Raw genomic sequence first — 25,341 nt, 5'->3', positions numbered from 1 at the left:
TTTTTTTCTGCGAGTTAAATCAAATCATTATTTCAGATTTCCCTTATTTATAGACGTTTTTTGACAACGGCATAAAATTTGTACTAAGAAGTGAAATAAAAATCCTTTATCTTATCGATTAATTTTAATCAGGTAACACATTCAATTTATTAATTATATCTGTGTGAGGAATTAAACAAAAAAATTGCAGTTCAGGCTGTTTTTAGTCTTTTTTAGCGGGGAGATGCTCTCCCTGACTGTGCATCAGGTGAAAAGTAGCGCCCATCCCGGCGTGAAAAAAATTTATTTAACGTGGCTAAAAGTGAAGTTTTTTTTCACTTTCAGTGCGTTGAATTTTTAATCCTGTTATCTGGTGTACATGAGGTTACTAAAATGGCACAGCTCAATGATGGCCGCGTAGACATTCTCTCACGCGACGACGGAACACTCCTCTCCCAGGCCAGCGCGGGCTCGTCTAAATCCGTTCTTCTCAGCCAACCCAGCATCGTGAAAATCAATGGCACGCGTGACATGGTGGCTGAATTCGAACGCCAGGGTAATGACCTCATTCTGCACATGAAAGATGGCACCACCGTGCGCTATCAGCAGTTCTTCTTCGATGATGTCGATGGCGATCACAGCGAGCTGGTGTTTGACGACGGGGAAAACCCCCCGGAACATGCACTGTTCCCGCTCACCAGTGAGGTGGCCGATGCTCAGACTGCGATGGTTCTTACCCCGCAGTACGAATCACTGGGCAGTATTGAACCCCTGCTGCTGGCTGATACCGGTGCCGGCAATGGCGTGATCACCGCAGCCGGTCTCGGCGCGCTCGGGCTGGTGGGCTTAGGCGCAGCTGCCTTAGGCGGCGGTGGCGGCGGTGGCGGCGATGATGATAACAACAACGGCGGAGGCACCAACCCTCCGGCGGCCACGCCGACCCTGACCATCGGTACCTTTGCCGGAAACAACGTGTTAAGCGCGGGCGAAAAAGACACCAGCCAGTTGTTGAGTGGTACCACCACCAACGTGCAGGCCGGGCAGATTGTGACCATCGTACTGAACGGCGTCACCTACACCGCCCCCGTGCAGGCGAACGGCAGCTGGAGCGTGTCTGTGCCGTCCAGTGCCTTGCTGGCCCTGGCGAATGGCTCGACCACCATCACGGCCAGCGTTGCCAACAGCGCCGGACAGACGGCCACCGACAGCCAGGCCATCACCGTTGAACCGACCCAGACCGCGAACGAGCCGCAGATTGTGATTGGCACCTTTGCCGGGGATAACGTCCTGAGCGCTGGCGAAAAAGACAGCAGCCAGTCGCTAAGCGGTACCACCACCAACGTACAGGCCGGGCAGATCGTGACCGTCGTGCTGAACGGGGTTACCTATACCGCCACCGTGCAGGCGAACGGCAGCTGGAGTGTCTCAGTGCCGTCCAGTGCCCTGCTGGCGCTGGCAAATGGTGCCACGACCATTACGGCCAGCGTTGCCAACAGCGCCGGGCAGACGGCCACCGACAGCCAGAGCATCACCGTTGAACCGAACCAGACCGCAAACCAGCCACAGATCGCCATTGGCGCTTTTGCTGGCAATGACGTGCTGGACGGCGCGGAAAAACTGGTGACGCAGACCGTGAGCGGGACCACCCTCAACGTTCAGCAGGGGCAGACGGTTACCGTCACCCTGAACGGGAAAACCTACACCACGGTTGTCGGCGCGGATGGCAAATGGAGCGTACCGGTGCCCGCTGCCGATCTCGCAGCACTGGCCACCGGTAACGCCTCGCTTTCTGCCAGCGTCAGTAATACCAGCGGCGTTTCCGCCAGCGCTGCGCACGACTTTAGCGTACAGGCCAGCACCACGCCTGCCGTCAGTATCACTTCACCGATCAGCGGTGATGGCTATCTCAATGCCGGCGAAGCCCAGACCACGCTGACCCTCAGCGGGACCGCCAGCGGCGTCGCCCCGGGAACCCAGGTCTCCGTCACGCTGGGCGGACAAAGCTACACCGCGACCACTCAGGCAAACGGCAGCTGGTCCGTTCAGGTTCCTTCAGCCGATCTGCTGCAGCTCCCTCAGGGATCGAACCTGATCGTTGCCACTATCACACTGCCCAATGGCAGTACGCTGACCAACAGTACGACCGTCACCGTAGACGTGATCACCACGCTGCCCAGCCCGGCCATCGATCTGCCGTTCGGTGATGGCGTACTGAGCGGCCAGGAAGCGGGACAGCCGCAGACAATCACCGGGAATACCGGCGTCATCGGGGCGGGTCAGACCGTTTCTGTGGTGTTCAACGGCAACACTTACACCGGTACGGTCAGTAACAACGGCACCTGGAGTGTCACTCTTCCGGCGGGTGCCGTCGCCGGCCAGATAGATGCTACCCTGCCGATGGTGGTGAACGTCACCGACCCGGCGGGGAATACCGGCAGCACCACCCTGCAGGTCAGGGTGGACAGCGCTCCACCGCTGGTGAGCAATATCCAGTTTGATACCACGCTGAATGCGGCGGATATCAGTCAGCCACTGACGGTGACGGGGATCAGTGCGGGCGGGCAGTCGGTGACGATTACTCTGGAGGGGAAAACTTATACCACTACGGTGAATCCCGATGGCAGCTGGAGCGTGAATATACCGTCCTCAGCACTGCAACTGTTGGGCCAGGGTGGGCATAACCTGGTGGTCACTTCCACCGACCAGTATGGCAACGTCTCGACCGGCATCGGTAATAATCTGAACGTCGATACCCAGCCTCCTGCTGTGACGCTGGCCGCCGTCACCGGGGATAACTATGTCTCGGTCAATGAGTTAGGCAATCTGAGCATCAGCGGGACAGCAGAATCGGGCAGCATTATCCGCGTCTTTATTGGCGATCGCGAACTGAGTCTGACCGCCACTGCCAATGGCAGTAATGGCTGGACCATTGTCCTCTCAGATGCGGATAAAGCGGCGCTGGCCGACGGCAGCTATCCGATCAGAGTGGTGGCGACGGATGCGGCAGGCAATGAGGGAACGGCATTGGGTAATGTCGTTCTGGCCGTTGAGCCGGGCAGCCAGCCTTCCCTTACGATCAATCCGTTTGCGGGCGACGGTATCCTACAAAACGGTGAGCTGCTGGTGGCCCAGGAGCTGAGTGGTTCGGTGCTGAACATTGCCCCGGGGCAGATTGTGACCGTCGTCTTTAATGGCAAAACTTACGATAATATCGTGGTTCAGCCCGGTGGGATCTGGCATGTCAGCATCCCGGCCAGTGAATTTACTGGCCTGGCGAACGGGGCAACCCTCAATTACAGCGCTTCGGTGACGGATCCCCGGGGTGGGACCATCACTCAGCCAGGTAGCGTCAGCGTGGTTCGCGATCCGCTGGTACCCGCACTGGGTATTGCTCCGGTCAGCGATGATAACTGGATCAATGCGGCGGAAGCGAAACTGCCGGTCACCCTCAGCGGTAGCAGCCAGAATCTGGCTGAGGGCACCGAGTTAACCGTCACTTTTAACAACAAAATCTACAGCGCCACGGTGGATGCCAACGGTAACTGGAGTACGACCATCCCGCCAGCCGATCTGCTGGGCGTGGCCAACGGTACCTATGCCATCGTGGTCACCGACCCGGGGAATACCAGCGTGACCGCCACGCTGAATATCGGTGTTCAGGCCAACTTCCCGGATAATGTCACCGTGAATGCCGCCTTTGGTGGCGACAACGTGCTGAATCTGACCGAGTCGGGTACGCCGCAAACCCTCAGCGGCAATACCGGACTGACGCTGCCGGACCAGCTAGTGACCGTTCAGCTTAATGGCAAGACCTATACGGCGACGGTCAATACCGCCACCGGGGCGTGGAGCGTCAACCTGTCGCCAGAGGATCTCAGCAACCTGCCGCAGGGAGGCAATAACCTGGTGGTGGTGGTGCGCGATGCCGCCGGTAACCAGGTCACCCACACTGCCAGCGTCAGCGTGGACACCCTGAGCCCCGAGCTGTCTGTCGGCCCGGTGGCCGGTGATGGCATTGTCAACCGCGCAGAGCAGGGCCAGCCGCTGCCCGTCACCGGTACGGCGGAGGCCAACAGCACCATCACCGTGGTGCTGAACGGCGTGACTTACCAGACCACCGCGAACGGTAACGGCAGCTGGAACCTGAATATTGCGCCTTCAGCACTGCAAACGCTGGCTGACGGCCAGTACGATATCCGTGTGACCGCCCGCGACAGCAGCGGCAACGAAACCACCACGCTGATACCGGTGACCATTGATACGGCCTCACCGACCGTCACCGTGGCTCCAGTTTCGGGCGACGGATATCTCAACGCGCTGGAGCACGCGGCTGCGCTGGCGATTACCGGTACGACCGAGCCGGGGGCTGCGGTGGTGGTTAGCGTGAACAACGTCAACTACACCGCGACGGTGGATCCTCAGGGTAACTGGACGGTCACGCTGCCTGCCAACGTGGTCTCTGGCCTGGCGGATGGGAGCTATACCGTCAGCGTGACGGCCACCGATGCCATCGGTAACACTGGCAGCAGCAGCCAGCCGCTAACGGTGATTGCCGGCAGTGGTTCTCTGCCGCAGATCGCCGTCGGGGCGTTTGCCGGTGACAATATTCTCGATGGGGCGGAAAAGGGCCTGTCCCAGCTGATGACCGGTACGACCAGCAATGTGCAGGCCGGGCAGGTGGTCACCGTCACGCTGAACGGCAGTCAGTACACCGGTCTGGTTCAGGGCGATGGCAGCTGGAGCGTTCTGGTTCCGGCGGCAGCACTGATTAACCTCGCCAACGGTACTGATAATTACACCGTCAGCGTCAGCGATGTTGCCGGAAACCCGGCCAGCAGTAACGGCAGCTTTACCGTGGATAACAGTTTCAGCGCCATCGCCATTGGGGTGATCAGCGATGACAATACCCTGAACGCTTCAGAGGCTCTGTTACCGCTGTCGATCCACGGTTTCAGCCGTTTTGTCACCTTTGGCAGTACGGTGACGGTCTCTTTCCGTGGCAAGTCTTACGTGACCACCACCAACAGCGATGGCAGCTGGGCGGTGAATATCCCGGCAGCCGATTTAGTGGGACTGCTGAACGGCAATCAGCCAGTGACGGCCAGTACCGTGGATGTCAATGGCAACACCATCACCGTGGTACAGGCCCTGAACAGTGAGGTCAATCCGGGCTTCCAGCCAGTGATCGATCCGCTGTTTGGTGATGGCTATCTTAATGCTGCTGAAGCGGGCAGTGTGCAGATCATCAGTGGCTCATCAGGCGTCGCGGGCGCAGGTCAGACGGTCAGGGTGGTCATTGGTGGCATTACTTACACCGGCACTGTCGACGCGCAGGGTAACTGGAACGTGTCTGTCCCTTCTGCCGCGTTGCAAAGCCTGCCACAGGGTGAGAATCCCCTGTCGGTGACGCTCGGAGATACTGCGGGCAACAGCGTGAAAGTCGATACCCTCTTTGAGGTGGACACCCGGGCTCCGGTGGTGTCACTGGACGCGGTCGCCACGGATAACCGTATCAACCTGGCTGAACAGAATGAGGTACAGATTATCGGTGGCTCCGGTGACGTGGGCGACCGCATCACCGTTACGCTCAATGGTCAAACCTATCTAACCATTGTGGACGGTACGGGTAACTGGCAGATTGAGCTGCCGGTCAGTGCACTGAAAGCACTGCCTGCCGGCAGTAGCAATATTCAGGTTACCAGCACCGACGATGCCGGCAACACCAGCACCGTTATTCGCACCGTTGAGGTGGACATAACGCCGCCGCCGGTCAGCGTCAACCCGGTATCGGGGGGGTATATCAATGCCGCCGAAGCGGGGCAGCCACTGACCATCACCGGTAGCGGTGAAGCGGGCGATCTGATCCGGGTTGAACTCGGGAATATCAGCGTTACCGTCGTGGTCGGCAGCAATGGCCAGTGGTCAGCGCTGATCCCGGGCACGGCGCTGTCCGGCGTGGCCGACGGCAGCTACAGCCTGACGGTCACGGCTACCGATCCGGCAGGCAACACCACCACCACCAGCACCCCGCTGGCGATAGATACCGGCGTACCGTCGATCTTCGTCAACAACGTCACGGCAAATAATGTGCTGGATGGCGCAGAACAGCAGGTCGATCAGCTGATCAGCGGCACGGCGTCCAACGTGGAAGCCGGACAGACGCTGACGCTGGTTCTGACCGGCAACGGGGGCAGCTTCAGCACCACCACGACCATTCAGTCCGGCGGTGCCTGGCAGGCCAGCCTGCCAGCCAGCGTGCTGGAAGGGCTGGCGAACGGCACTTATACGCTGACCGCCACCGTGACGGATAAAGCGGGGAATACCGGGACGACGGACAAGGTGTTCAGCGTTAATGATGCGGAGGTGGCCATCGCGGTCAGTCCGATCAGTGAAGATGGCTACCTCAACTTTACCGAATCTCAGGCGGCAGGTGGGCTGGATGTTACGCTTACCACCTCGAACGTGCCGGCAGGCAGTCGGGTCACTTTTGAGCTGAACAACATTACCTATAATGGCGTGCAGCAGCCTGACGGTTCCTGGACTGTCAATATTCCGCGCAGCGACGTGATCCAGCTGACTAATGGCACGCTGACCGGCACCGCGACCGTGCTTGATCCCGATGATGCCGTCCTCGCCACCAGCGAGGCTCCGCTGATCGTTCGCGTCTCAGACCTGCCGCAGCCGATCCTGGATACACCGGTCTTTGGTGATGGCACGCTGGACAATGCAGAAGCGGCGGGTTCGCAGATCCTGCAGGGCACCACCGGGGTATCCGGTAACGGCCAGACGGTAGAAGTGAACATTGGCGGTACTATTTTTAATGCCACCGTTAACAGCTCCGGCGTGTGGAGCCTGACGTTAACCTCCGCCGATCTTCAGGCGCTTCCTGCGGGCACGCAACCCATCATCGTGACGGCGACGGACGCGGCGGGCAATACCGCATCGACAGCGCCAGCCCCGGTGAATATCGCCACAGTTCTGCCTGAGCTGACGCTGGAAACCATCGCCGGGGACGGCATCATTAACGCCACCGAACAGACCCAGCCGCTGGATATCAGCGGCACCACGACGGCGGGGAATACCGTGGTGGTCACGCTGGACGGTAAAACCTATAACGCCGTGGTTGACGCCAACGGCAACTGGACCGCCACTATCCCGGCCGGGGATCTGGCCCTGCTGGATGATGGAGGCTATGACGTCACCGTCACCGTCACCGATCCGGCAGGCAACAAAACGGTCGATACCGAGCTGGTTCAGGTTAACACTGCGGCACCGGTCTATACACTGGATCCGCTGGCCGGAGACGGCATCATTGATAGCGCAGAAGCGGCACAACCGCTGAAAATCAGCGGGACAGGGACAGTGGGCGATACCGTCAGTGTGACCCTGGGCGGTGAGACGCTGACCACGACGGTAGGCAACGACGGCAAGTGGTCGGTCACCGCGCCGGTCAGCACGCTCAATAATCTCGATGAGGGAACCAATCCGGTCACCGTCGTGGTCACCAGTCCGGCAGGTAACAGCGTGACGCAAAACGCGACGGTGGCGCTGGATACCACGATCGTCAATCCACTGCTGGTCAACCCGGTGACGGGCGATGATGTAGTCAATGCTTCTGAAGCGGATGCGGGGATCACCATTACCGGCAGTGTGCCGGAAGGGACGACCAGCGTCGTGGTCACCTTTAACAATCAGTCTTACACGGCAACGGTGGGCAGCGACGGTCTGTGGAGTGCGGCTATTCCGGCGGGGGCGTTTACCGGCCTGGCCGATAACGGCTACACCCTGACCGTAGTCGCCACACCGCAGGGAGGCAGCAGTGTGACAGTCAACCGGCCGATCGTGCTGGATACCACGCCGTCTCAGCCAACCATCAATACCCCGTTTGGCGATGGTTACCTTAATCTGGCAGAAGCCAGTGCCGCCGGTGGACAGACCCTGAGCGGGACAACCGGGGCGGCCGGGGCCGGGCAGATAGTGACGGTCACCGTCAGCGGGCAGGATTACACTGTCACCGCCGACGGCAACGGTAACTGGACGCTGCCTCTCAGCAGCGCGACGCTGCTCAACCTGGGCCAGGGCGAGCTGCAAATCGAGGTGAAGGTCACGGACGCCAGTGGCAATGTGGGCACCGTGACCTCCACTGCAGAAGTGGATCGCACGCCGCCAGCGCTGGTACTGAACCCGGTGGCCACCGACAACGTCATTAATGCGACAGAAATTCTGCAGACGGTCACCGTGAGCGGCAGCACCACGCCGGATCAGGCGGGTCAGCAGGTCAGTGTGACCTTTAACGGTAATCAGCCTGCCTATCTGGCCACGGTGCAGGAAGACGGCACCTGGCGCTTAGACCTGCCGGGTAACGCCACGCAGAACCTGGCCGACGGCAGTTACGTCGTTACCGCCACCCTCACGGACAAAGCCGGTAACCCGTCACAGCCGCTGACGGAAACCGTCGAGGTACGCGCTGCTGCTGGCGATCTGCCGACGATCTCCATCGGTGTCGTATCGGCTGATGACTATATTAATGCCAGTGAGCTGGGCCAGCCGCTCAATCTGAGTGGCACGACCACCAATGTCGCCAATGGCCAGGTTGTTACGATTACCTTAAACGGACAGACCTATGAGGCCGTAGTACAGAACGGGGCGTGGAGTTACGCCGTACCGGCCCTGGCGGTGGGCAATATTGCCGATGGTGCGCAGCAGGTCAGCGTGACGGTGAAAGACCGCTATGACAATGTGGCTGATGACAGCCGTGATTTTACGGTGATTGCGCGGGGTGCCGATCTGCCCACCATCACCATCAATCCAGTCACCAGTGATGACATGATTGATTACAACGAGTCACGTGACCCTGCCGGTGTCACCATCACCGGCAGCAGTCAGAATATCCCTGCCGGTGGGACGATTACCGTCACTGTTAATAATACGCCTTACACCGCAACCGTTGACGCGGATGGAAACTGGACGGCAACTATTCCACAGAGTGCTGCGCAGGCATTGCCGCAGAACAACAATACCGTCACTGCTACCGGCAACGATGTGGCAGGGAACGTAGCGACAGCCAGTGATAACTTCACGGTTCACACGCAGCCACCGCTGCTGGTCATTGATGCCAATCTGGCGACGGACGGTATTCTCAGCCTGGCGGATGCCCTGACCGGCCTGCTGCTGGGGGGGACCACCGGGCCGAATCTTAACGTTGAGATCACTATTGGTAGCAAAGTCTACAGCGTGCTGGCCGATGGCCTGGGTAACTGGAGTACCACCATCCCCAGCGCCGATCTGCTGGCGCTGGCTAACGGTGAGCTGGATATCGGTGTCTCCGTTAAGGATGCTTACGGCAATACCACCAGCGAGGTTATTGAGGCGACGGTCGATGTGCAGGCTACCCTGCTGACGGTGGATACGCCGTTTGCTGACGGCCTGCTGAACGGCGCGGAGGCGACGGTGGCACAGGTGATTAGCGGGACGGTAGCGAACCTTCCGGCTGGCGCAAGCCTGGTGGTCAGCGTCGGTACGCTGACCAATATTCCGGCGGTGCTGGATGGTCAGGGGGGCTGGACGGTTACGCTCCCGGCGGGAGCGCTGGTGGGACAGGGCAACGGTATCATCCAGGTCAGCGTCTCCACCGTGGATGCGGTGAACCCGGTCAGCGTCTCGGTCGATGCCGAGCTGGTGCTGACCACGACACTTAATCCGGTGATTGACCAGCCGTTTGGCGATGGCCTGCTGAACGTGGCCGAAGCTGCGCTGACGCAGACGCTGACCGGTACGACAGGCGCGACGGGCGCAGGACAGACGATTGTACTGACCATCAACGGAACGCCTTACGCTGCCACCGTCGATGCTAACGGAGTCTGGACGGCCATATTAACGCCACAGCAGTTGCTCAACCTGGGCAACAGTCCTGACCACGAAATTGTGATTGTGGTCCGGGATGCGGCGGGTAACGTAGCAGATGCCTCCCTGGAGTTCGGTGCAATTGTCACCGGTCTGCCGACGGTTACCCTCGGTGGATTGCCGCTGGCGGGTGACGGCATTCTGACGCTGAATGAAGTGGCTGGCGGCATTACGCTGGGGGGCAGTGTGACCTACAGCGGTGATGTGGCAGGTACCCGGGTGATTGTTAACGTCAACGGTACACCGATTGAAGCCATCATTACCGGCAATACCTGGAGCCTGGAGTTGCCCGCAGGCACACTGACCACGCTGCCGGACGGAAACTGGCCGGTGTCCGTCACGGTGACGGATGGTGCCGGTAACGTCGGAGCGCCTGTAACGACCTCGCTCACGGTGGCGATTAACGATGTGCCAGACCCTGTCATTAATACCCCGTTTGTTGACGGCTTGCTGAGCCTTGCTGAGGCCACGGCGGGTCAGGTGCTGCGCGGATCGACCGGTATTACCGGCACCGGGCAGAAAGTGACGGTCAGTATTGACGGCGGCACGCCGGTGAATGCGACGGTCAATGTGGACGGAAGCTGGTCACTGAATCTTGACCCGGCGACGCTGACCGGGCTGGCGAATACCACCCATACGATCAGCGTCGTTGCAACGGATAGCTACGGTAACAGCGTACCGGTCAGCGGTAGCTTCGATGCCATACTGAACCTGCCGGATCCGACCATTGTGAACCCGTTTGGCCCGGGCCTCGGCATCAGCGAAGCGGCGGGAGCGGTGATCATCACTGGTACCACCGGTATTCCGGTCGTGGCCGGTCAGGATCAGACCGTCACGCTGAAGGTGGATATCAACGGGGTGGTCTACGACGGCGTGGTGGATGCCAGTGGAACATGGACGGTCACGCTGCCGCAGGGCGCGTTAAGTGGTCTGAGCAATGGGGCACACCAGATTACCGTGACGGTGATTGATGCTGCCGGCAACCCGGCGACGGAAACGCTGGACTTCAATGCCTATCTGACGCTGCCGCAGCCCACGCTGGCCGTGCCGTTTGATAATGGCTATCTCAATGAAGATACGCTGGCCGGAGCCGTGCTGACCGGGACAACGGGGGCGGTTGGCGCAGGACAGAGTGTCAGCGTCTCCTTTGGCGGTCTGGCGGGGTTGCCTGCCGTGGTGAATAACGACGGAACCTGGTCGCTGACCTTAACCGCCGGTGAGATGGCGGATATTCGTGGGCTGGGAGAAAGTCAGCAGAATGTGGTGATCACCGTCACCGACCCGGGGGGGAACACCAATACCCTGACGGAAGGCTTTATTATCGATACGCTGCCCCCGGCGATCACTGCGCTCTCCTTTGCCGGCGACAACATCCTGGATTACGTGGAAAGTCTGAATACGCAGACGCTGACCGGGACATCGGGTGTGAATGACGCGGGTGCCACGGTCACGCTGACCATCGGTACGCGTACCCTGACCGGAGTGGTGGGCGCGGATGGCAAGTGGACGATTAACGTGGGGGCTGAGGCTCTGACCGAACTGATCGCCGTTAACGGAAGCTACAGCGTGGCCATCACCGACGCGGCGGGTAACACTACCACCCTGAACGACACGGTAGCGTTAAATATCAATCCAACCCAGGATGCCTTTATCACCCTGGTGCCGGTTAACGGGGACAATATCGTCAATGCCCTCGACCCGGTCACCACTACGCTGTCCGGGGCACTGAATAACGTGCCTCTGACGGTGTCTGGTGTGATCTCCATTACAGTGGGGGGCGTAGAGGTCGCCACCATCCCGGTTGATGCGCTGCGTGCGAACAATAACTTCAGCAGCGAGCCGCTGGCAAACGCGCTGCTTGGAACGGGTTCGCAAACCGTGGTCGTCACCTTTACCCCGGATAACGGGACCAGCGTTTCCGCCACCAGCACCCTGCTGATCGATGTTGTGCCGCCGACGGTAGCGATTACGCAGTTTGCCGGGGATAACACCCTGACCGCCACAGAAGCGGCGGTGTCGCAGACCATCACCGGTACGGCATCGGATATCGGCAGTACGGTTTCCGTTACGCTGGGCAGCAAAACTTACACCGCTGTGGTGCAGGCGGGCGGCACCTGGACGGTGAACGTACCTTCGGCTGACCTGCAGGCGCTGAGCCAGGGGGGAGGCACCATTACGGCCAGCGTGAAAGACGCCGCAGGTAACACAGGCGATGCAACACGGCTGGTCGTCATTGATACGGTAGCACCGCTGCTGGATGTGGATGCTCTGCTGGGCAATAACGTTCTCAACTCGGTCCAGGCGGTACTGACGCAAACGCTGACCGGGAAGGTGGAGGGGGCCGACGGACAGACGATTTCTGTCTATCTGGGCAACAGCGGCACGCCGCTGGCGCAGGGAACCGTCCTGAACGGGGCCTTCAGCCTTGCCCTGACGCCGACGGCACTGGCCGATCTGCTGCAGGGCGGTAATCTGCTTACGGTGAGAGTCCAGGATGAAAACGGTAACCAGACTAGCGCTTCGATCACCGTCAACAAGGTGTTCAACAGCCTGCTGGCTCTGAACGTGGATACGGTGTTTGGGGAAACCGGACTGTCCGGTTATCTGGGGGCCGCCGAGGCGGGGCTTGACCAGCTGATCACCGGGACCGCCGTGTCGGCTATCGGCGGCTTAGTGTCACTGACGCTGGGTAACGGTGAGATCGTCACCGCCACGGTTGGCCAGGGCGGTCGCTGGACGCTGGTGGTACCGACCGATGCGCTGGCGGCATTAGGGGACGGGACGGTACCGCTGGACCTGGTACTGACGGATGTAGTGGGTAACGTGGCTAACGCAACGGCGTCGGTCACCAACATCATCAATAACCTTCCGGTTGTCGGTACGCTGACCAACCTGTTCGGCACGGATAACCTGATTAACGTGCTGGAAGCTCAGGCCGGGCAGACCATCGGCGGTACGCTGAATGCAGTGGCGGGATCGACCGTTACCGTGACGCTGGGAGCGAAAGCCTACACCACAACCGTTCAGGCGGGGGGCGCATGGAGCGTGAATCTCTCACCTCTCGATCTGCTGGCGCTGGGCACCGGCAATCTCTCGCTGGGGGTCAAAGTGGTGGATCCGGCGGGGAATACCGCCAGCAATTCAGTCACTGTCGGTGTGTTTAACAAGCAGCCTGAAATCACGCTGAACACCATCTTCGGTGATGGCGTGCTGAATCTTGCTGATATCACCAATTTTGCCAGCCAGCTGATCACCGGTACGGTGAAAAACGTCGCGGCAGGATCCATCGTGACGGTGAATCTGGGCGGCCTGGTGGATGTTCAGGCCACGGTCGATGCCAGCGGTAAGTTCAGTACCAGCCTGTCGCTGGGACAGCTGCAGCTGCTGACAGGCAATGCGCTGACCGTTTCTGCACAGGTGACGGATATTGCCGGGAACACGGCGACAGCCACAGGCGGGTTGCAGTTAAGCCTGACGCCGCCATCGCTGACCCTCAACCAGACGCAGCTGTTTGGTGATGGCCTGCTGAATGCGGCCGATGCGCTGACGACTCAGCTGATCAGCGGGGTGACCAGCGGAGGAGCCCGCGTGGTGGTCACGGTAGGGAACAGTACCACGCCGCTGGTTGCGGCCACGGCGGACGCGAACGGCGTCTTCAGTCTCGGGTTGACGCCGTCCATGCTGGCCAGCCTGGGTGACGGCAGCCTATCGCTGAAGGTGACCGTGACTGATACGGCGGGCAACAGCACCAGCAATGCACTGAATGCCATTGTCGGCATCCACTCGCTGCCATCAGTGACGATCAATCCGCTGTTTGGTGACGGTATTTTGAGTGTTTCAGAAGCGCTCTCCTCACTGGGGCAACTGCTCAGTGGTCGCGTGAATAACGTGGCGGCGGGTACCCGGGTCGATATCAAGCTCGGCGCACTCTCGCTGGAAGCGGTCACCGATGCCAGCGGTAACTTCAGCGTGGCGCTCAGTTCCCTGCAACTGCTGTCACTGGCAACGGGTAACCTGACGGTGTCTGCCACCGTCACTGATGTGGTCGGTAATACGGCGAACAGCAGCCTGGGTGTCACCATCGGGGTGACCACGCAGCCAACGCTCACCGTGAACACGCTGTTCGGTGACGGCATACTGAGCGCATCTGAGCTGGCGGTAGCGCAGACCATCAGCGGGACCACCACCAATGCCGTGGCGGGGTCAACGGTCACCTTCAGCATCAACGGCAAATCCTACAGCACCACCGTCGGCAGCAGCGGCAGCTGGAGCGTCAGCGTTCCGAAAGCCGACCTCAGTGCGTTGCCAAACGGTCCGCTGACTGTAAATGCCACGCTGGCGGATCCGTACGGCAACACCGCCACGGGCAGCAGCACCGCGTCGGTCATTGCGCAGACACCGCCATCGATCAGTATCGGTACCCTGTTTGGTGATGGTGGTCTGAATGCGGTAGAAGCCCTGACCGCCCAGACCATATCCGGCACGGCCACCAATGCGGAAGGGTCGACCATCTCGGTGCACGTGGGTGCGGCCACCTTAACGGCTATCGTGGCGGCCAACGGCACCTGGAGCGTATCGGTACCGTCTTCGGCTCTGCTGGCGCTGGCGGATGCCACGCAGTCCATCACGGCGGAACTGACTAACGGCGCGGGCAAGTCGGCCAGCGGATCGGCATCGGTGATTGTTGGCACGCACAGTACGCCTACCGTCACTCTGGGCACCACCGCTGGCTTTAGCGATGGCTACCTCAACCTGGCAGAATCGGGTACGGCGCAGACCATTACCGGTACCTCCACCAATGCCGCTGGCGGTACGGTCAGGGTGGTGATTGAAGGCAACGTCTACAGCGCCGCCGTCGGCAGCAATGGGAGCTGGAGTGTGACGGTACCACCTGCCGGGCTGTCCGGCCTGAGCGACGGCGTTCATTCGGCGGCCATTTCGGTTACCGACCGGGCGGGTAACGTCGCCAATACCAGCGCCAGCTTTACCAGCGTCACACAGAACCTGCCGGTCATCGGGGTCGACCCGGTTGCCAGCCTGTTGAGTGTGTTGCTGACCGGCCTGACGATTTCGGGCGGTACCCTGCGGCTGGCCACCGGAACAACGGTGAATATCACATTGACTCAGAGTGGGCAGTCGCAGTCGATGACGGCGACGGTGGGCTCTAACGGGCGCTACAGTGCCAAGTTCGTCGGTGGACTGCTGAGTTCGCTGAACCTGAGTTCGGTGGTGACCGTCACGGCGGTGGATACCGCAGGTAACCCGGCCTCGACGGTGACCACACTGCTGCTGGGTTCTCTGATCCCGCTGGCCAGTACCTCGGCAGTCATGATGGCCGCCGCATCTGACGATTCTCTGGCCGTGGTGTCAAACCATACGTCTTCAGCCACTACAGAGGAGAGCAGTGCGGCCACGACCGTGCATACAGCGGCGAAAGTGGCGTCAACGCTGGTGACCGACAGTGATACCAGCAGTACCGACAGTGCCAGCACCAGCGCAGCGGCCTCCACGGCGGCGGTGGCTGAGACGGCGGCGGCGGTGGACGACGGCAGCTACACCATCGGTGGGGTATCCATTCTGCTGGCCGACGGTCAGACGCTGCACGGTGAATCCGTCACCGGCAGTGAAGGCAGCGACACGATCAGTGCGACTACGCTGGACTTCACGCACATCGACGGGGGTGCCGGTATTGATACGCTGGTGTTAAACGGCGAGCATATGACGCTGGATCTCACCGCGCTCGGGCTGAAAATCGAGAACGTGGAGATTATTGACCTGGGCCTTTCGGGCAGTAACAGCATCAAGCTGGATCTGAACGAAGCGCTGAACATCACCGATAAGCCGACCGATGACCTGTTTATCAAAGGGACGCTGGGTGATCAGGTGACGCTGGCCAATACCGAGGGTGGCGTCTGGGCCACCACCGGACAACGCACGGTCGAAGGGCAGACCTTTGACGTTTACCACAACTCGGCGCTGTCGTCGGACAACACGCTTGGTGATGTTCTGATCCAGCACAATCTGCAGGTCCATGTCGTATAAAGAAAAAATAACGCCCGGGCGGGTCGCATTCCCGCTCAGGGTGTCTAAAGTTAAGAAGAAGTGATAGATTGTTAACGAGACAATCCAGCAGCGGCTTCGGCCGCTGTTATTCGTTGTGTGATTGAAAAACTAAAAGAAAAGCAGTTTTCATCCTTTTCCTTGTTATGGATTACATTGTGATCCGTTGTACACCGGGTAACGCCTGGCGCTATTTTTGTGGCGCTGGCTAATGTTTTGCGTGGAAAAACGGCGTTCAGCCGGTCATTCCCCGCAGGCGTTGACTGATTGACCGGTGCACAAGGGGATACACCATGACTCAGCGTTATCTGGCCCATTATTGCGGCCTGAACACCATCGTTGCTGGCGTCTGCCGGCAGCGCAACCGCCTCGTGTGCGCGCGTGGCGATGCCTTATTCCCCACAGATTTTCCGTCTCTTGCCTGCCTGATCCCTGAAAAAAGTCCGCATCATGACGGACTTGCCCGGCTACATCTATTGAAAAAAAACGCGTAATGGTGGGGCAGAAGAGGCGTGGCAGAGCCCGCCTCTGGCCCGGAATGTCAGGATCACAGGTGTGCAAAATGAAAAACAGGGTAATTGTGCTGTGCTTGACGACCTGCCTGTTTACCCCCGCCCTGCAGGCGGCGAAACAGGAGCCGGTGGCCGAATTTAACTGGCGTGCTGCGCCCACGGAAGAGCAGATTGCCAGCCTGACGCTGCGGGATGCCATTCTGCGTGCGTTTGCCCGCAATCCGAAAATTTCTGAAGCCGCAGCCCAGATCCGCGTAGGGGAAGCCGATCTCGATGCTGCAAAAAGTGCATGGTATCCGCAGGTCTCTCTGGTGGCGAGCGGGGGGCGATCGCAGCAGACCGACTCCGCAGGCAGCCTGAATAACAGCGGCTCCGGCGGGATCACCCTCAGCCAGCTGCTGTATGACTTTGGCCGCACCGGCGGGGCTATCGACGAGCAGCATAAGCTGTCCGATGCCTATCGCTTCGCGCTGTATGACACCATGACCGTCGTGGCCCAGGATACCCTTCAGGCCTATCTGGCGGTGAAGCGCTACCAGGCGCTGGTGGATGCCGCCCGGCTGAACATCGCCTCGTTACAGCGGGTCAGGGATATGGCCAGACTGCGGGCCGATGCCGGATTAAGTTCGCAGTCTGACGTGTTGCAGGCGCAGACCCGTATCGCCGGCATGAATGCCAGCATGGAACAGTATCGTGCGCAGGCGCGTTCGGCGCGGGCGCAGCTGACGGTGCTGACGGGCGTGGTGTCCGAAAACCTGCCCGAGCTACCGCAGGCGCTGCTTAACCAGCAGGTGACGCTGGATAAGATCGCCTATGAAAAGAGTGCCGCCGTGCGCAGTGCGCAGGCCAGACAGGAGGCCGCGCTGGAGCGGGTACGCCAGGCCCAGTCGAACCACTGGCCGACCATCAAAGTGCAGGCGGGGCGCACCCGCTATGAGAACGAAAGCCGTTCTTACTGGGACGACGAACTGCAATTACAGGTGGAAGCACCGCTCTATCAGGGCGGGCTGGTCAATGCCAGAACCCGTGCCGCCGAGGGCGACCGTGCCGCGGCAGAAGCCGCCATCCAGCAGTCAAAACTGCAAATTAATCAGAATGCCTCCACCGCCTATGCCGACATGATCGGTGCGCAGCAGCGCAAAGAGGCCGGGGAGGAGCAGCTACGCAGCGCCGACCATACGCGGGATGTGTACGCTGATGAATATAAACTGAATAAGCGCAGCCTCAATGATCTGCTCAGTGTCGAACAGGATGTTTTCCAGGCCGACAGCAGCCGTCTGACGGCGCTGTACGACGGCTGGGATGCCACGGTTCGCTACGCCGCAGCCGTGGATAATCTGCTGGATATTTTAGGCGTGGATCGGGAAGCAAACAGCGGGCAGACGCTGCCCTCCCTGTGATGACGCTGTGCGAATGACAACCCGATAAGGCTGTTTTTATGACGAAGAAAACCGCAACCACGGAAAACTGGATCGATGCGATGCTGCGCGTGGCGGCCCGTTTTGGTAAACCGGCCGATGGCAAGACCCTGCGCCAGCAGATGCGCTGGTTCGAGCATCTTACCCCGCCGCAGCAGCTGGAGCGCCTGGCAGGGCTGCTCGGTCTGCATCTCACCATGTCCCCGCGTGACAAAATACGCTGGCGACAGGAGGTGACACCCGTGGTGCTGATTATGGACAGCGGCAGCGTGGTGGTGATTGAAAGCATTGATGGGGAGGGCAATGCCCGCTACTGGCTGAGCGACGGTGGCGATGTCGTGCGTGAAAGCGAACTGGCGTCGCTGCTGGAGCAGAGCCAGCCGGAGGTCGGCATTATCGGCGTCGCCGCACGCGGGCGCGATGCGCGCATCGATGAGTTTGTTCAGCCCTACAAGAAACACTGGTTCTGGCAAAATTTTAAAGGCATGGGGCACAAGATCGGTGAGATCTCGCTGGCGTCAATTGTCGGTAACGTGCTGGCGCTGGCGGGCATCCTGTTCTCGATGCAGATTTATGACCGGGTGATCCCGGCGCAGTCAGAAGCCACGCTTTGGGTACTGTTCGGCGGCGTGCTGATTGCCGCGGTGGTGGAATATCTGATCCGCCTGATGCGTACCCAGGTGTCGGATATGATGGGAAAACGCATCGATCTGAAAGTCTCCTCCATGCTGTTTGCACGGGCGATGAATATCCGCAATGAGGCACGGCCAAAATCAACGGGGTCGTTTATCTCCCAGCTGCGTGAAATCGATCAGGTACGTGAGCTGCTGACCTCCACCACCGTCGGGGCAGCGGCCGACATGCCGTTTGTTATCCTGTTCCTGTTTATTATGGCGTTTATTGGCGGGCCGCTGGTGATCGTGCCGCTGCTGGCGATCCCGCTGATCGTCATCCCCGGCCTGCTGATCCAGATCCCGATGGCGAAGCTGGCGAAAGAGGGGCTGCGCGAAGGGGCGCTGCGTAACGCTATTCTGGTGGAAACCATTGAAGGCATTGAAGATATCAAATCACTGCAGGCCGAACCCTATTTCCAGCGCCAGTGGGAACAGACCCATGAAGTGAGTGCGGCGATTGGGATGAAGCAGCGCCTGTGGGGCGCGCGTCTGACCGGCTGGGCCTCCAGTGTTCAGCAACTGACCTATGCCAGTATGCTGGTCTTCGGGGTCTATCTGGTGCTTGACGGGCAGATCACCACCGGGACGCTGGTCGCCAGCAGTATGCTCTCTTCGCGCACCATAGCCCCACTGATGCAGCTGACCATGGTGTTCTCGCGCTGGCAGCACGCCAAGAGTGCGATGACCGGGCTGGATGAACTGCTGAAGAAACCGCTCGACCAGCCGGAAGAGGGCGACATGGCCCACTGCCCGACGCTGACCGGGCATTATGACCTGCGCGGCGTGCAGTACAGTTACGACGAGGAAAATGTCAAAAACGTTATTGCTATTAATCAGCTGCAAATAAAACCGGGCGAACGCATTGCGATACTCGGCCGGGTCGGGGCCGGAAAATCCACGCTGCTGAAACTGCTGGCCGGGCAGGCGCTGGCCTCCCAGGGGAAAGTGATTGTCGACGGCGTTGATCTGCGGCGCATCGACCCGGTGGATCTGCGTCGCCAGCTTGGCTGGCTGTCGCAGGACTCCCGTCTGTTCTTTGGCACGCTGCGTCAGAACCTGATGCTGGGGAATCCCCATGCCAGCGAGCAGGATATGCTGAATGCGCTGCGCATCAGCGGGGCGCTGAGCCTGGTGCAGCAGGATGCTGCCAGCCTGGACCGCATCATTAATGAGGGCGGGCGCGGCCTGTCCGGCGGACAGCGACAGATGGTGATGCTCAGCCGTATGATCCTGCGCCAGCCGCAGGTGGTGCTGATGGACGAGCCGACCGCCTCGATGGATGAGCAGCTGGAAGAGCACGTGATCCGCCAGATGCAGGGCTGGCTGAGCGGCCGGACTCTGGTACTGGTTACGCACCGTCCTGCGCTGCTAAAAATGGTCGACCGCATTATCGTTATGGATAACGGCAGAGTGATTGCCGACGGCCCGAAAGATGACATTCTGAAACGTGCTGCCACCCAGACCGCACAGGCGTCGGCCAGTCCTAAAGGAGATGCAGCATGAGCCTTGTTCTGATGGATCGCAGCATGAAACAGAATGAACGGCGTACCTCAGCCATCATCTGGGTCTGTACTGCCGCGCTGGTGCTGTTCTGCGTCTGGGCGCATTTCGCCATTCTGGATGAGGTGACGGTCGGAACGGGCAAAGTCACGCCGCTCAGCCGCGCACAGGTGATAGAAAGCCTGGACGGCGGCATCGTCGACGAACTCAACGTGCATGAAGGCAATATTGTAGAAAAGGGGCAGATACTGGCAAAACTGGATCCAACCCGCTTCCAGTCCAACTTTGGTGAAGCAGCGGCACGGGCCCGCACGCTGCGGGCATCGGCAGAGCGACTGCGGGCTGAACTGACCGGCGCTTCGCTGAAATTCAGTGCGGAAACCCTGAAAGAACCTGACCTCGTGGCGCGTGAAACCCAGCTGTTCCAGTCCCGCCGACGTAACCTGCAGGAGACCGTCAGCAATCTGGAGCAGTCGAAGAAACTGGTACAGGATGAGCTGCGGATGACGCAGCCGCTGGTGGCTAAAGGGGCGGCAGGGGAGGTGGAAGTGATCCGCCTGCGCCGTCAGGTGGCCGAGCTGCAGGGGAAAATTGATGAAGCGCGCAACGACTATGCCGTCCGGGCGCGCGAAGAGCAGGTCAAAAACAATGCGGATCTGGATGCGCAGCTTCAGGTAATGACCGGGAAAGAGGATCAGCTGACCCGCGCCACGATTTACTCGCCGGTGCGGGGAATAGTAAAGGATATTCAGGTCACCACCGTCGGTGGCGTGCTGCAGCCGGGGGGTAAGCTGATGGAGATTGTCCCTCTGGAGGATCAGCTGCTGATTGAAACGCGCATTAACCCGCGTGATATTGCCTACATTCGTCCGGGGCTGGCGGCCACCGTCAAGGTCACCGCCTACGACTCGTCGATTTACGGCGATCTGCGGGGAGAGGTGGAAACCGTCTCCCCCGATACCCTGCAGGACGAGGTGAAACGGGACCAGTACTATTACCGTGTCTACGTGCGCACCGACAGGGCGGAGCTGACCAATAAGGCCGGGCGTAAGTTTCCGATCGTACCGGGCATGGTGGCCAACGTGGAAATCAAAACCGGTCAGAAGTCTGTGATGGATTACCTGATCAAACCGCTGAATAAGGTAAAAGAGTCGATGCGCGAACGGTAATCCCGTTGCCGGAGAGGGCGTGATGTCGCACCGGGCTGCCGGGACGGTATGCCCGCAGAGCAGGTTCAAAGGGGCGCAATCACGCGGATAATATTCCGGGGGCAGAGAGGACTATTCTGCTGGGCCCACGCAGGTCGGGGTACCTGAAATTTCCAAAAAAAGAGCAAAAAAATGCCAGGCACAAGGCCTGGCAACAATAATATTAGATGGTACAGCTCATTCGGGGTGAATGAAGATAATAATTCAATAAATGATGATAGCGGGATAATAATAGCTGTTAGTAACAGGAAATTTTTATCATTCAGTGCCTAATATTACAGATTGCTGTAATGCGATGAATAACAAGAATTATCTTATTTCTTGTCTTTAGGTGCGCTATTTTTTATCTGTTTGTGCTGTTGAAAAGTTCCCCGATATTTACATTTTGAGATATGTTTGAATCTCAATGAAACATTTTCGGAAGTTTAGTATCATTTTCTTGATGGATATTTACCCTACTCGCCTTAAGATGACACGAAGTGCTTAAAATGATTGATCGGCACGCAGTGGCAAAATAAATCTTATAATCGAGAGGGTATTAAAATGAAACTTCGCGTTCTTTCCCTGATGGTTCCAGCACTGCTGGTTGCCGGTACAGCAGGCGCAGCAGAAATCTACAATAAAGACGGTAACAAGCTGGATCTTTTCGGTAAAGTTGACGGTCTGCACTATTTCTCTGACGACGCCGGTTCAGACGGTGACCAGTCTTATGTCCGCTTTGGCTTCAAAGGCGAAACGCAGATTTCCGATCAGCTGACCGGTTACGGCCAGTGGGAATACCAGGCCGCGCTGAACAACGCCGAAAGCCAGGGAACCGCTGACAGCTACACCCGCGTGGGCTTCGCCGGTCTGAAATTCGGTGATGCCGGCTCTCTCGATTATGGTCGTAACTACGGCGTGCTGTATGACATCGGCGCATGGACCGACGTCCTGCCTGAGTTCGGTGGGGATACCTACGGTGCGGATAACTTTATGTTCCAGCGTGCCACGGGCGTCGCGACCTACCGTAACAATAACTTCTTTGGTCTGGTGGACGGTCTTAACTTCGCCATCCAGTATCAGGGTAAGAACGACAGCAACGCCGAAGTGGCCGGGAATCGCAGCGCGACTGCGCAGAACGGCGACGGCTACGGCCTGTCAGCGACTTATGAGATCGTTCCCGGTTTAAGCGCCGGTGCCGCTATGTTCTCTTCTGACCGTACGGATACCCAGAACAGCAACGCGCTGCTGGGCAACGGCGATAAAGCCGATGCTTACTCTGGCGGCCTGAAATACGATGCAAACAACGTCTACCTGGCGGCTATGTATACCCGTTCGTATAACGCCACCCGTTTCGGCAGCACCGACAACCCTGCGGCCTACGGCTTTGCGGATAAAGCCGATAACTGGGAGCTGGTTGCCCAGTATCAGTTCGACTTCGGCCTGCGTCCGTCTCTGGCCTACGTGACCTCGCGCGCGACCGACATTCAGAACTGGGGTACCCAGAACCTGAAACAGTACGTTGACGTGGGCGCGACCTACTTCTTCAACAAAAACATGTCGACCTATGTTGATTACCAGATCAACCTGCTGGACGACAACAACTTCACCCAGGCGGCCGGTATTAATACCGACAACGTGGTGGGGTTAGGCCTCGTTTACCAGTTCTGATCCCGAACGGGGTAACACCAGGGCTGACCGGAACCGCCGGTCAGCCCCTGAGGCAGAGGCCGATCGTCTGAAGCGATCGGCCTTTTTTATTGGCCGGTTCAGGCGATGGCGTCCGGCTTCTTCCTGCTGTTCTCTTCTTTTATCGGCAGACAACTGCCTTCCAGCCCGATGCCACCCAGTGTAAACAGTGAAAAGCGCAGCAGGCGACGCCTGACCTGGTTCTCTTTGATCGCGTGTTTATTGCGCATTCATTCTTCCCCACAGTGAACAGTGATCTTCACATTGCAGAAAACGTGCCAGGTCATTTCATTGCGGTTGTCTGGCGGTTCAGGGGGAAAAGAGCAGGATAAGGGGGGCTGACGGGGGCAGGCTGCACCATAACAGTGCCGGTGATCTCACCCCGGTAGGGCCGGGGGAGGTCACAGAAGCCTTAACGATGGCGTGGACGATGAAGCTGCCGGGTATGGGTGTGCTTGTAATGCTTAAAGCCTGCAAAGATAATCACAGCAATGGAAACCATGAGAAGCGCGTAATAGATCATTATGGCTCTCCTTTATAATAGTGAATGATGGGCACCGGGATGCCCTGTACAGCACCTATCCTGGTGACGTACGACGCTAAGATCAAGGTGTCGAATCTGAGTTTTCTCTGCGGCAAAGCCCGGTTCGGACCAGTTTTTAATCAAGATTACAGGCAGATATGAAGAGTAATTGGCGGTATTTTTTAGGTTTAATGGTGGTTTGCTTGCTGGCAGGCTGTGACAACCCTCAGCCCTCAGCGGGATCTGACGGGATGGTACTCGAAGGCCGAACAATGGGAACATTCTGGAGGGTAAGTCTGGCGGGTGTGGCGCCTGAACGCCGGGAAGCGCTGCAAAACGCCATTCAGCTGCAGCTCGACCAGGACGATCGCGAACTCTCCACCTGGAAAAGTGACTCCGTACTGTCACGTTTTAACCAGTATCGCGGCAGTGCGCCACAGCCGGTGAGTGATAATATGGCCGATATCATAACCCTGTCGCTGCGTATTGGTCAGCAGACGGCGGGGGCGATGGACATCACCATCGGACCGCTGGTCAATCTGTGGGGCTTTGGTCCCGATAAACAACCCGTAAAAACACCAACGCAGCAGGAGATCGATGCCGCCCGGGCACAGACCGGGCTGGCGCATTTGCAGGTGATCAACACGGCCGGGCAGTCCTGGCTGCAGAAGGATCTGCCCGGACTCTACGTTGACCTGTCTACCGTCGGGGAAGGGTTTGCCACCGACCATCTTGCCCGCCTGATGGAGCAGGAGGGGATTAATCAGTATCTGGTCTCTGTGGGCGGTGCGGTGCTGACGCGCGGCAAAAATGCCCAGGGCAATGCCTGGCAGGTGGCGATCCAGAAACCCACCGATCAGGAGAATGCGGTGCAGGCGATAGTCGATCTGCAGGGGCACGGCATCAGCACCTCCGGCAGCTATCGTAACTATTATGAACTGGACGGGAAGCGTATCTCACACGTGATAGATCCAGCCACCGGCCGGCCGATCCAGCACCGGCTGGTATCTGCTACGGTGATCGCCACCACCGCGCTGGAAGCAGATGGCTGGGATACCGGGCTGATGGTGCTGGGCACGGAAAAAGCCAAAGCGCTGGCGCTGCGTGAAAAGCTGGCGGTCTATCTGATTTTTAAACAGGGCGACCAGTTCACCAGCTGGATGTCGCCGCAGTTTGCCGCCTTTATTCAGCCGTCACCCGCACACTGACAGCCTGAGGAGTGTTTATGTTCGATCTGTTTGCTGACGATGCCCCGTGGCAGGAACCGCTCACCGAAGGGGCTGTGATCCTCCGCCGTCGCGCCCGCGAATGCGCCACTGAGCTGATGGCGCAGGTGGAGGCGATCGCCGCGCTCAATCCTTTTGAACACCGCATTACGCCGGGCGGCCACCGGATGTCGGTCGCCATGACCAACTGCGGCGATCTCGGGTGGTCCACCGATTCGCGCGGGTATCAGTACAGTGCGCAGGATGAGGTCAGCGGCCAGCGCTGGCCAGCCATGCCGCCGGCCTTCCGCGAACTGGCCGTCGCCTGTGCGGCTGAAGCCGGGTTCAGCGGCTTCAACCCGGACGCCTGCCTGATTAACCGCTATGAGCCCGGCGCAAAGCTGACGCTGCATCAGGATAAAGATGAGCGCGATCTGCGCCAGCCGATTGTCTCGGTGTCGCTTGGGCTCCCGGCGGTGTTTTTATTTGGCGGGTTCGATCGCGCTGATGCCTGCCAGCGGGTGCTGCTGGAGCAGGGCGATGTGGTGGTATGGGGAGGGCCCTCGCGCCTGCGCTACCACGGCATCCTCCCGCTAAAACCGGGTATTCATCCGCTGACGGGACCTTTTCGCTATAACCTGACTTTCCGCCGCGCACGCTAGCGCGCGGCCTGAATACGTCCGAATGAGAA

At 59.2% G+C, this 25,341-nt stretch carries 9 protein-coding genes; 8 read left to right on the top strand and 1 reads right to left on the bottom strand.

All coding sequences use genetic code 11. From position 1 onward, the window contains the following. Positions 1–372: 372 nt before the first annotated feature. From IFU29_RS05425 to ompC, 6 genes are all read left to right on the top strand, one after another. Positions 373–15,924 (top strand): Ig-like domain-containing protein, encoded by a 15,552-nt coding sequence (locus IFU29_RS05425; RefSeq protein ID WP_191932987.1) that lies wholly within the window; start codon positions 373–375, stop codon positions 15,922–15,924. Positions 15,925–16,235: 311 nt separating this feature from the next. Further along, positions 16,236–16,436 (top strand): hypothetical protein, encoded by a 201-nt coding sequence (locus IFU29_RS05420; protein WP_191932986.1) that lies wholly within the window; start codon positions 16,236–16,238, stop codon positions 16,434–16,436. 68 nt (positions 16,437–16,504) lie between these two features. After that, positions 16,505–17,854 (top strand): TolC family outer membrane protein, encoded by a 1,350-nt coding sequence (locus tag IFU29_RS05415; RefSeq protein ID WP_191932985.1) that lies wholly within the window; start codon positions 16,505–16,507, stop codon positions 17,852–17,854. A 38-nt stretch (positions 17,855–17,892) separates the two neighbouring features. Further along, the gene (locus tag IFU29_RS05410; protein ID WP_191932984.1) at positions 17,893–20,049 is read left to right on the top strand and encodes a type I secretion system permease/ATPase; all 2,157 of its coding nucleotides are present in this window, start codon (positions 17,893–17,895) and stop codon (positions 20,047–20,049) included. Continuing rightward, a complete protein-coding gene (locus tag IFU29_RS05405; RefSeq protein ID WP_191932983.1) occupies positions 20,046–21,215 on the top strand; it encodes an HlyD family efflux transporter periplasmic adaptor subunit in 1,170 nt (389 codons plus the stop codon). The genes IFU29_RS05410 and IFU29_RS05405 overlap by 4 nt, the downstream gene beginning before the upstream one ends. A 582-nt stretch (positions 21,216–21,797) precedes the next feature. Further along, entirely contained in the window at positions 21,798–22,904 is a 1,107-nt protein-coding gene (ompC, locus tag IFU29_RS05400; RefSeq protein ID WP_191932982.1) for a porin OmpC, read from the top strand. A 98-nt stretch (positions 22,905–23,002) separates the two neighbouring features. Here ompC and IFU29_RS05395 read toward each other — a convergent pair whose 3' ends face one another. Further along, positions 23,003–23,152, bottom strand: a complete 150-nt coding sequence (locus IFU29_RS05395) for a hypothetical protein (protein ID WP_191932981.1) — start codon at positions 23,150–23,152, stop codon at positions 23,003–23,005. A 451-nt stretch (positions 23,153–23,603) separates the two neighbouring features. Between IFU29_RS05395 and apbE the strand changes: the two genes are divergently transcribed. Both apbE and alkB read left to right on the top strand, forming a co-directional pair. Beyond that, positions 23,604–24,653 (top strand): FAD:protein FMN transferase ApbE, encoded by a 1,050-nt coding sequence (gene apbE / locus IFU29_RS05390; RefSeq protein ID WP_191932980.1) that lies wholly within the window; start codon positions 23,604–23,606, stop codon positions 24,651–24,653. A gap of 17 nt (positions 24,654–24,670) precedes the next feature. Then, on the top strand, positions 24,671–25,312 hold the full coding sequence (gene alkB, locus IFU29_RS05385) for a DNA oxidative demethylase AlkB (protein WP_191932979.1): 642 nt from the start codon (positions 24,671–24,673) through the stop codon (positions 25,310–25,312). Positions 25,313–25,341 lie beyond the last annotated feature (29 nt).

The sequence above is a fragment of the Erwinia persicina genome, assembly GCF_014838825.1.
GTDB classification, from domain to species: domain Bacteria; phylum Pseudomonadota; class Gammaproteobacteria; order Enterobacterales; family Enterobacteriaceae; genus Erwinia; species Erwinia persicina_A.
Note: the sequence above shows the minus strand (reverse complement) of the source record. Positions and strands in the feature narration are given on the sequence as shown.